Here is a 10,827-nt window from a genome sequence, read left to right on the forward strand (position 1 = left end):
TCGCCGCCCCCGCCGACGGGGTGCCGCACGTCCTCGGCGACCTGACGCTGCCGCCCGCCGGCCCACGTCCCGCAGGACGCCCGGCCAGCCGTCGGGCTCCTGCCGCAGCTGCCGGTAGTAGGCGGCCAGCGCGCGGGTCGGCGCGGTGGTCAGCAGTCCGAGGTCGACGCCCGGGGTGGTGCCCAGCCCGAGCAGGCGGCGCAGCGCGGCGACCGGGCCGGCGGCCGGCCCGAGGCCCGCGTCGATCGCGTCGGTCAGCAGCGACTGGGCGGCGGCGGTCAGCGAGCGGGCGTCGGTGAGGTCGACCAGCGCCAGGTGGTTCGGCTGACCGCCGATGGCGACGGTGACGTCCCGCAGCTCCAGCAGCGGGGTGATCTGGCCGGTCGAGGCGAGGTAGCGCAGACCGGCGCGCAGACCGCCGACCTGCACGGCGCCGGCCGGTTCCCCGGCGGCCGGGTAGAGCCGCCCCGCCGCGGCGGGCGCGGCGACCAGCACGTCGAGGCGTTCGAAGAGGGCGGCCGGCGCCTTCCCGGTCAGCGGCACCACCAGCAGCACGGCGTCGCCGAGCACCGTGGCGTCGAGCGCGGCGCCACCGGCGTACGCGACCCGGGCGCCGACCACGAGGGCGGGCGCGCCGGTGGCCGGGTCGGTGCGGACGGCCACCGTGAGGTCGACCGAGGGCGGTCCGGCCACCACCGGGATGAGCAGCGGGTCGGCGTCGGTGGGCAGGTCGGCGCGCTTGGACGGGTCGGCGCCGAGCAGGCCGGCGATCGAGTCGAGCCAGCCGACGAGGCCCGGTACGCCGTCCGGGGTCCGCGCGGCGACCAGCGCGGCCAGCCAGGACCGGAACGCGGCGGGGTTGGCGGCGAGGTCGCCCAGCGGCAGCGGCACCGACCCGGGGGTCAGCCCCAGCAGCCCGGGCAGGTTCGCCGCGACCAACTGCACCGGTACGGGCACGTCGTCGCCCACCTCGGCGAGGACGTACCGCAGCAGCGCGGTGACCAGCAGGGCGAGCTGCGCGCTGCCGGCGGCGGGGTCCAGCACCAGCGGCTCGGTGGTGCCGGGCAGCCCGCGTACGGTCACGGTGATCCGGCTCAGCGCCTCGTCCGGTGGGGCGACCAGCAGCACGGCCGCCTCGACGCGGGCGCCGGTGTCGCCCAGCGGCGCCTGCGCCCGCAGCCGGACCGGATGGTCCTTGCTGGCGGCGACCGGGGTGACCGTGCCGCCCGCGGCCACCAGCAGGTCCACCCGGGCGGTGACGGCGGGGCCGCCGGGCACCGGTCCGGCCTCGGCGGCGACGGCCAGGGTCAGCGGCGCGGACGCGGCCACCCCGGACCGCTCCACGACGAGGAACACCTGTCCCTTGCCGCCCTCCTCCAGCAGCGGCACGTACCGGACGGGCCGGCCGAGTTGCCCGCCACCGCCGTCCACGAACCGGGGCCGGGCCTCGGGCAGCAGCCCTTCGATGGCGCGTACCAGGGCGGCGCGCTGCACGTCGTTGGCGACCAGCTTGCCGACCCGGCTCCACGGGTCGGCGAAGAACTCCTCGACCAGCCGGACGCCGCCGCCCGCCGGGGCGAGCAGGCCCAGCGCGACGCCGAGATCCTGGACCTCGGCGGGAAGTCCCGCCACGTTGATCGTCATGGCCCCACCCACCCCGCGAAGCTGCCGGGTTCGGGGTCGAGCCCGGTCCAGTTGTGGTCTTTGTCGAATCGGTCGTGCAGGCCGGTGATCCGCATGTCCCGGTCGGCCTTGCCGACGAGGTCGCGTTCGGCCAGATAGTTGATCTGGAACAGGCGCAGCCACTGGGCGCGTAGCGGGCCCGAGGTGCCCTCGTCGAACGGCCGCAGCTCGGTGCGGACCGGTTCGGGCATCCGGGCGATCGCCCGCTCGGTGCGGTCGATCGCCCGGTCGATGGCGGCGGTCACCCAGAACGGCGCGTTGATGTGCTGGTCGATCATGAGGGCGGCGCCGTACTCGGAGACGGAGAAGTCGCGGATCCGGTACGGCCGCCCCCGGACGATCAGCGTGGCCTTGCCCAGCGGCTGGCGGGCGAGCCGTTCGAACCGCCACACGGCCGTCCACACCTGCACCAGGTTGTACGGCAGCGAGCAGAGCGAGGCCAGCCGGATCCGCGCGCACCACTCCGGGGCGACCGTGTACGCCTTGCCCTGCTTGGTCACCCCGAAGAACGCGTGCCGGGGCAGCACCTCGACGACGCTGTCCGGCGGCTCGGCGAGCCGCACCCGGCCACCGCCCGGACGAACCTGGAACAGGGTGGCGTAGCGCAGCGCGTACTCCTTGCCCTGCTTGGCGGCGCCGGCGGCGTCGAAGGCCTCGGGGTTGGCGGCCCGGACCGCCGCGGGGTCGGCGACCTCGGCCGCGGCCTCCTTGCCGTCGACCCGCCACCACGGCTCGGGCTGCAGCCCGTACATGCCGAAGAAGAGGTCGTAGTGGTCCGGGGCGACCCGCTTGAACCGGGCGAGCAGTACGGGCAGTTCCTCGTTGAGGTGTGCCGACCACTGCTGGATGCCGGTGGAGAGCGTGCCCTTGTCCGCGCCGCGGGCCGCGTCCAGCCGCCCCTCGTTGGGGGCGATCAGCTCGACGACCCGCAGCCGGGCCCGCTCGGCGTCGGTGGTGAACCCGATCGCCGCGGCGTTGTCCTGGATGAACTGCGCGGGATCCAGCCGCCCCACGTAGGCCGGTCCGGTCCAGCTGGTCCCGTTCTTCTGGGTGTAGCTGTCGGTGACCCCGATGCACAGGTCGCGGCCGAGCATCATGCTGTGCCGTCCGCCCGGGTTCTCCGCGGCCACCTTCCACGGCGTCACCAGGCCCTGCGGGGCCGGCTTCCGGCCCTTGACCGGCGGCGCCGGGGGCAGCGCGGTCAGCTCGTCGGGGATGACCGTGGGGCCGAGCACGTCCGGCGGCTGCCAGACGCCGGAGCCGGTCCGGGTCAGGCCCAGCGCGGGGCCGAGCAGGTCCCGGGCGTCCTCGGCGTCCCCGTCGCTGCTGGGGCCGACCAGCGACCACAGTCGACGCAGCACACCGTGCCCGGCGGTCACCGAGGCCAGCGTGGACAGTTCCCAGGTGGCCAGCCCGTTGGTCACCGCCGCGGCCAGGTCGACGGCGTCGCCGGCGTCGTCCGCCGCCACCTGGCGGAGGATCTCGAGGATCCGGAACACCGCCTCGAACGGGTTGCCCACCAGGTCCCGCGCGACCACGTCGGCCACGTCGTCGAGGTCCCGCCCGGACAGCCACGCCGCCACCTCGGTGCTCAACACGGCCGGCTCGGGCAGCGGCAGGTGCTGGGCCGGGGTGTCGAGCGCCGCCCCGAGCGGGCTCGGCAGCTGGTCGGCCCAGCCGCCGACCGTCTCCCAGTCGGTGACCCACTGCGCGCCGCCCGCGTCGACCTCCACCGGCAGCGGCAGCCACAGCCCGGTACGCCACCCGGCCGGACCGCCCAGCGCCGCCAGGTAGTCGCGGTTCCACGCCCACAGCGCCGTGGCCACCCGCATCTCGTCGTACGGCGTCGGGTCCGGCGCCCCGCTCGGCTTGGCCTTCCTGAGCAGCCAGTACGCGATGCCGCGCAGCGTCGCGCCCGGGCACAGGAACAGCGACAGCGTCGGGCGCTGCGCCGCCGTACGCCGGCCGCCGACGGTGTTCTGCAAGGTGCCCCGCACGACCGTCGGCGTACCGAGGGAGCCGGGCACCCGCAGTAGCACGTTGTACGTCATCGGTGGCGTCGCGCCCGGGTGGTCGGTGACCAACCCGCCGGCGGCCACCGCCGCCACGACCCCGGTCACGACTCGTCCACCCGGCCGCCGCGATCGGCGCGCCGTTCACCCTGAACCATGGTCCCCCCTCGTCTCCCGCCCACATGTCGGATCCGGTGCGGGAGTCCCCGGGAGGCTACGAGCGATCGACCAGGGTGAACTGTCGTCCTCCCGACGGTGCACCCCGTAACGCGATCGAGACGATCCGAAGCGCCATCGCGCGATCACCCGTCGTCGGTCCGAGCTCGACGGACGCCGGGCGGCCCGAGAGACGTTTGCCCGCCGACAAGCACCGATCGGGCCGGAGCGGCAGCCGGTCGGTCAGGGCTGCCGCCGAAAGCCGACTCTCCCCTTGCCGCGACGGGCCTGCGGTCCCGAAGGTGTGCCCACCACACCCGTTGGCGACCGCGACCACTGGCGGTGCGGCGCCGCCGCACACCGAGGCGGGGAGTCCATGACCCAGACCATCGAGGAACCGGGCGTACTGGGGGCGGTCCTCGCCACCGTGGGCGCCCGACAGCCGGTCGACCTCGCCGCACCGCAGGACCTGACCTGCCGGATGCCGCACGACCTGCTGCTGGCCGAGCTGCTGGCGGCCGTCGACGAACTGGTGCCGTACGCGTCCGAGCTGAAGCCCGTCCGGCTCCGGCTGTACCTGATGCAGGACCCCTCCCCCGACGACCCGGTGCCCACACCCGCTCAGCAGGCCCGGCGGGTCCGCGGCGTCGAACGGGCCTGGGTGATGACCGTGACGCTGGGGCCGACGCTGCGGCAGCTCGCCGAGCTGGCCCGCCCCGGTCGGTACCTGCCGCCGTTCGACGTGGCCCTGCGGAGCAAGCTGTGGCAGGCCCGCACGGCGTACTGCGCGGCGATCGCCGACGCGCTCGCGGACGCGCCGCAGGCGCGGATCGAGTTCCGGCAGGACACCGGCGACCGGCTGGTCGGCGAGTTCCGCGCCGAGGTGCCGGACCTCTACCTGCACGACCCTCGCGGACTGGAGCTGACCATCGGCCAACTCGGCGACGAGGTGGCGAGGCTGCTCGCGCTGCGCGCCGAGCGGGGCTCGGACGCCCTGCCGACCCGGGCCGCCGACGCCGAGGCGGGCGTCACCATGACGGCGGCCGGCGCGGACTGGTTCCTCCGCCGCCCGCTGACGGCCGAGCTGCAACGGGTACGCGACTACCCGTTCCGCGACTACCTCCAGCCGTACGTCCGGTTCAGCCAGAAGCTGCAGATCATCGGTCTGCTGGTGCTGCTGCTGTCCCGCCGGGAGCAGTTGTCCTGGCTCGCCGACCAGTCGGTGCTGCCGAGCGCCGCCGCCGACCGGCTCGACGGCTACGTGATCGAGCTCGCGGTGGCGCTCAGCCACGCCGAGACCAGCATCAGCCAGTTCAAGCAGGGCAGGTACGTCGAGGCCGCGCAGGCGTACCGGCTGGCGGTCGCCGTGCTGGAGGCAGTCACGGACCGCCGCGAGTACCAGGACGACGTCACGGCGCTCACGAAGATCGTCGAGGTCCAGAAGATCGCCAAGGCGGTCGCCGCCGGCGTCCTCGTCGGTCTGGTCAGCGCGATCACCGCTGGCGCGGCGGGCGCCGCTGCCGGGATGGTCCTCGCCACGGTCATCGACACCACGACCGTGGCCGGTTCGCTGGTGGTGGCGGCGGGCACGGTCGGTGCCCGGCTGATGTGGGAGACGGTGGTCGCCCGGGCGGGAACGGAACTGCTCCTGGGTCCGGACGCCATCACCGGCTCCTCGTTCCTCGAGGACCTCGGCTGGCAGGCGGCGCAGACCGCCGCCGTCCGGGTCGTGCTCAGCGGCTCGGCGGGCATCTTCACCGCGGCGGCCCGCTCGGGCCAGCGGACGGAACAGGTCGCCCGGCTCGCCGTCGAGCAGATCGCCACCTTCGCCTTCGGCGAGGTGCAGCACCTGATCAAGACGGGTGAGCTGCGCAACCTGCGGGACAGCGTGGTGGCCGCGGTGCAGCAGATCGCCACCACCGGCGTCGTGCTGACCGGTGGGCTGCTGGCGACCTCGTTCGTCGAGCGCTTCGGCGCCGCCCGCGGCAGCCTCGCCCCGGCCGACCAGCAGGCGTTGGCCACCCTCGACGAGACCCGTGCCACCGTGCAGGCCGACTTTGCCGCGGTGCGGGACGGGACCGCCACCCCGGCCCAGGTCCGGGACTGGCTCAACCGCGCGGGGACCGCCTGGAACGGCTTCGTGGCGCTGCTCGACAAGCTGCCGATGGGAGCCGAGCGGGACGCCGCGTTCGCCCGTGCCACCGCCGCCAAGGCGGAGATCGAGCTGCGCCTGGCCGAGGCGGGGATATCGGCGACGCTGACCCTGCCGGACGGCCCACCCAGCTTCGAGTCCGTGCTGCCCGGCGTCGTGGCGGTCAGCGAGGACGGCGCGCCCACCCTCGACACCGTCTACCCGCCCGCCAGCCGGGCACCAGGCGCCGCCCCGGACACGACGGTCGTCACCGGTGCGGGTGGCCGCCGACTGCTGCTCCTGCCGGCGAGCGCCCTGCCGGACCGGCCGGCCACGCCGGACCGGCTGGTCCACGTCCCCGAGCTCGCCACCCGGCTCGGGCCGCCCCCGGAGCCGGTCGTGCTGCCCGGGGCGCCGAGGGTCGGCCTGGAGCGCCTGGAGTCCGCCATGGGCGCGAAGGCGATCGCGGACATCCTGGCGCAGGCCGCCTGGGGCCGGGAGCAGTTCCTGAGCCTCATGGCGCACCCCGAGATGGAGAGCATCGGTCGCATCCGGGCCTACACCACGAAGCTGCACGGGCTGGCCGCGGACCCGCACGCTGTCGCCTTCGGGCGGCGATGGGGGCCGGTGCTGGCCCTCAAACTGCTCGCGAAGCTGGGCCCCAAGGGACTGGCGAACGCCCTCGACCGGTTCGCCGCACTGCTGGAGCAGGCACCGCCCGCCGACCGGCCCGCGCTCATCGCCCGGCTGTTGGGCTTCCACGCCAGCCGGCTCCGCCGGGAACTGGAACTCGCGCCGCCGCTGCGCCCACCCGGTCCCCGGCCCTCGCCACGCAACATGGGCGTCGATCGCGGCGACCCGGTGTGGCCGGCGATCCTCGACGAGGTGGTCCGGACATTCGGCGACCTGACCGAACCGCAGCAGCAGGCGATGGCCGACTGCCGGCAGGTCATCGAACGGGCCGAGTCCGGCGCGTTCCGCCGGTACCAGCCGCAGACCCGGCTCGGCATGATCGACAGATTCGAGCAGATGATGGTCGAGGGCCAGCTCCGCGGCCTCACGGTGGTGGCCAACGGCATGCGCGGGCGGCTCGCCGAGCACCTCTTCCTCGGGCCGCTGCCCGTCGAGCAACAGACCATGTGGCTGCTGGGCAGGCGGACCTACACCTGGCTGAAGGACCGGTCCAACATGGACGGGCATTGGATGACCGGGACGCTGCCGGAGTTCCTGGAGCTGAAGTCCGACGACATCCATCTGCAGACCGCCGCGCAGCAACGGGCCACGGCACAGCTCTACCTCCAGCACGCGCTGGCGGACTTCACGAACATCCCCGCCGAGTCCCGGTATCACCTCTGGTTCATCCGGGACCCCGGAGCCGACGGGCGGACCCGGATGCTGGACATCCTCATGCCGCCCGGCGGGCCGATCACGGGCGTGCACTTCGGGCCGCAACCGCCGGCGCCGATGCCGCAGCGCTGACCGAGCGAACTGCTCGGCGTCCGCGCTGATGGCGCCTGTCCTGACCGAAGCGCCGACAGTGCGAGACCTGGGGCCCGGGCAGGTCCGGTCGGTGCTGGCCGGGCCCCGATTGTCACGGGCGGGTGCCGCGGGTGTTCAGCACGATGGCGGTGGTGATGAGCCCGGCGCCAATGAGGCCGGTCGAGCCGAGGCGATCGCCGAGGTACAGCGTGGCCAGGAGCGTGGCGACGAGCGGTTCCAGTAGTGCGATCAGCGCTGCCGTACTGGCCGGGGTGGTATGCAGACCCCGGAAGTACAGGGCGTACGCCACCGCGGTGGGTGCGGTGCCCAGCAGGAGGAGCAACCCCACGGCCGCCGGGGTCGGCAGGAAGTCCATGCCGGCTGCCACGGTGGCCGCAGGGGCGAGCACGGCCGCGCCGATCGCGAAGCTCACGCCGGTGGCGGCGAGGTCGTCGAGACCGGCGACGGGTCGGGTGCCGATGAAGGTCATCGTGGCGAAGCCGGCTGCCGACAGCAGCGCGAGTCCGGCTCCGGCAAGCACGCGCGTGGCGCTGAGGCCGCCGGACGGTGTGCCGACGAGCAGGGCCAGACCGCCGACGGCCAGCGCCATCGTGGCGAGCATCCGGGGACCGACCCGCCGCTGTCCGGTGATCCATTCGGCGGACAGGACCAGGGCCGGTGAGGCACCGATGGTGAGTAGGGTGGCGAGGCTGACGTTGGTCAGTGACACCGCGGCGAAGAAGCAGGCCTGGAAGACGGCGGCGAGCAGCCCGTTCACGACCACCCGGGTCCAGGCGTTACGGCCGCGCGGCAGCGGTCGCCGGGTCAGACACAGCGAGGCGATGAGGAGTGCGCCGCCGGCGGCGAGCCGGTAGGCGGCCACCGCCAGCGATGACAGCCCTGTTTCCTGGGCGAGGAGGCTGCCGGTGGGGCCACCGGTGCCCCACAGCACGCCGGCGAGGACGAGCGACCACAGGCCGGTGGCGGAGCGTCGGACGGAGGCCACCGGGTGTTCGGAGACAAGCATGAAAATCGCTCCTGCGACGAGAGGAAATTGAGGTCGCGGAAGCGGGGCGTACCGAACTCAGCGATGCACGGACCGCGCGCCCAGCCGGCACAGGCTGGACACGATGAGCAGAGGCGCCCCGCTCAGGAGCGCGGCGGGGTGATGATGTCGAAGGTCCGGCCCATGATCCGATCCTAATCACCAGCCGGTGGACGACACCAACACGTTCTCATGAGCGCCGAGCCGACCGCGGTAGCTTCGCTCGCCCTGCACGCGCGGATCAGCATCGAGCGGGGCATGGGCGCGCCGAGGGTAGGCGATCATCGTCGGTCGTCGCTCTCGATATTTCTGGCGACGCCCCGGACTTGATCATCTCCTTGGCCGCCGACCGGCGTGCGCACCCGGTCCAGTTCGGCTTCCGTGCCGATGTCGGGGCGCTGGCCGGGCTGGTCGACGTAGTGGTGGATCGTGTTCGCCAGGAACGCGGGATCCACCTGCAACTGGCCGACGGGCAGCAGCTCCGGCCTGGGCCGCCCGCCCACGGTGGGACCGTGCGTGCGGTAGAGCCACAGGTTGCGAGGCCGGCGGCCGGGTGGGGGCGGCGGGCCGCCGGGAGCCAGCTCGGGCCAGCCGATGAACCGACGGGAGGTCATCCGCTGCACCGTGATCCCGTCCCGATTCAGCGCCACCCACGGCCGGTCGACCAGCACCAGCGCCACGGCGAGCGCGGACAGCAGACCCACGATGGCGATCGAGACCAGGGCCGCGAAGTCGATCTGGGCGAGACGCAGCTGATCCGCATTGGGCACGCGTTCGGTCAGCACCGCGCCGGCGGCGATCCACAGCACGATGATGGCGGCGGTGCCGATGTCGTGCGGGGAGGCAGGGGCGACAAGAGCGCCGTTGTCGAGCTGGAACGACGCGGGCCGGCGCGGGACGGCCCTGAGGACGGCCAGGTGGTACAGCCCGACGGGAATCGCCACGCTGACCACGGGACCTGCGAGCCAGACCAGCAGGCTCAGGCCCGCCGGCCGCATCTGCCAGGTCAGCGGGTTCACCCAGAACGTCGCCGCCAACCGCAGCGCGAACGCCAGCGACCCGAAAGGCAGGGCGAGGATACGAGCACGACGCACCGACACAACGAGCAGCGTAGGGCCGTCGCGCCACCTCGCGCGGCCCGGTCGGTGGGGACGCGCCCCGCGCCCGTTCGCCCGATCAGGACGGGCGCAGGCGGGCGCGGCGCCCCTTGCGGCCCGTCTCGTACGCCTCCCGGGCCGCCCGCGTCGCCGCCACCGTGGACACCTCGGCGACCGGGACGTCCCACCACGCGCCGCCGTCCGGCCCCGGCTCCATCGGGTCCGTCGCGACGTACACGACGGTGGTCCGGTCCGCGGCCTTCGCTGCGGCCAGCCCGGCGCGCAGCTCGGCCATGGTCCCGGCCCGGATCACCTCGGCGCCGAGGCTCGCCGCGTTCGCCGCCAGGTCGACCGGCAGCGGATCACCGGCCCGGTCCCGGTACGCGGTGCCGAGCCGCTGCGCGCCCACGCTCTCGGACAGCCGGCCGATCGAGGCGAAGCCCTGGTTGTCGACCAGCACCACGACCAGCTTGACGCCCTCGGCGACCGCGGTGACCAGTTCGCTCGGCAGCATCAGGTAGGAGCCGTCGCCCACCAGGACGAACACCTCCCGCTCCGGCGCGGCCAGCTTCACCCCGATGCCACCGGCGATCTCGTAGCCCATGCAGGAGTAGCCGTACTCGACGTGGTAGGCCTTCGGGTCGGTGCTGCGCCACAGCTTGTGCAGGTCGCCCGGCATCGACCCGGCCGCGCACACCACCACGTCGCGGGGACCGGCGGCGTCGTTGACCGCGCCGATCACCGCCGCCTGCGTCGGCGCGGCGTCCGGTACGGCGTGCCGGGCGCGGTCCACCACGGCCGCCCACCGGGCGGCCAGGTCCGCGACCATCGACCGGTACCCGGTCGGGGTGGCCCAGTCGCCGCAGGCCGCGTCCAGCGCGGCGAGGCTCTCCCGGGCGTCGCCGACCACCTGGGTGCCGGAGAGCTTGGCCGCGTCGAAGCCGGTGATGTTGACGTTGACGAACCGGGTCTCGCCGAACAGGGTGCCGGAGGCCGTGGTGAAGTCGCTGTAGCGGGTGCCGACCCCGATCACCAGGTCGGCGGCGGCGGCGACCGCGTTGGCCGCGGACGTGCCGGTCACCCCGACCGCGCCGAGGCAGAGCGGATGATCGTCCGGCAGCGCACCCTTGCCCGCCTGGGTCGCCACCACGGGTACGCCGTGCCGCTCGGCGAACTCGCGCAGCGCCTCGGTGGCTCCGCTGTAGATCACCCCGCCGCCGGCCA

The 10,827-nt window shown here is 74.2% G+C and carries 5 protein-coding genes and 1 pseudogene; 1 reads left to right on the top strand and 5 read right to left on the bottom strand.

All coding sequences use genetic code 11. From position 1 onward, the window contains the following. Positions 1-1,644, bottom strand: a pseudogene (locus ONA70_RS30360) (hypothetical protein); the annotation flags it as partial. Further along, on the bottom strand, positions 1,641-3,803 hold the full coding sequence (locus ONA70_RS30365) for a hypothetical protein (RefSeq protein WP_265009928.1): 2,163 nt from the start codon (positions 3,801-3,803) through the stop codon (positions 1,641-1,643). The pseudogene ONA70_RS30360 and the gene ONA70_RS30365, both read right to left, overlap by 4 nt. Positions 3,804-4,227: 424 nt before the next feature. Between ONA70_RS30365 and ONA70_RS30370 the strand changes: the two genes are divergently transcribed. After that, positions 4,228-7,461, top strand: a complete 3,234-nt coding sequence (locus tag ONA70_RS30370) for a hypothetical protein (protein ID WP_265009929.1) — start codon at positions 4,228-4,230, stop codon at positions 7,459-7,461. A gap of 112 nt (positions 7,462-7,573) precedes the next feature. On the opposite strand, the gene ONA70_RS30375 is transcribed toward ONA70_RS30370, so the two are convergent. From ONA70_RS30375 to ONA70_RS30385, 3 genes are all read right to left on the bottom strand, one after another. Then, complete coding sequence (locus tag ONA70_RS30375; RefSeq protein ID WP_265009930.1) at positions 7,574-8,488, bottom strand: DMT family transporter; 915 nt, start codon at positions 8,486-8,488, stop codon at positions 7,574-7,576. 299 nt (positions 8,489-8,787) lie between these two features. Continuing rightward, positions 8,788-9,600, bottom strand: coding sequence for a hypothetical protein (locus ONA70_RS30380; protein WP_265009931.1), 813 nt, complete (start codon positions 9,598-9,600; stop codon positions 8,788-8,790). Between the two features lie 82 nt (positions 9,601-9,682). Beyond that, positions 9,683-10,827 (bottom strand): thiamine pyrophosphate-dependent enzyme (locus ONA70_RS30385; RefSeq protein ID WP_265009932.1); only part of this gene is annotated, 1,145 nt, incomplete at its 5' end.

Origin of the sequence: Micromonospora yasonensis (assembly GCF_026013475.1) — a bacterium.
GTDB classification, from domain to species: domain Bacteria; phylum Actinomycetota; class Actinomycetes; order Mycobacteriales; family Micromonosporaceae; genus Micromonospora; species Micromonospora yasonensis.

Coding starts and splice junctions, on each gene's coding strand:
- ONA70_RS30370 (WP_265009929.1), top strand. CDS start 4,228: ATGACCCAGACCATCGAGGAACCGGGCGTACTGGGGGCGGTCCTCGCC.
- ONA70_RS30375 (WP_265009930.1), bottom strand. CDS start 8,488: ATGCTTGTCTCCGAACACCCGGTGGCCTCCGTCCGACGCTCCGCCACC.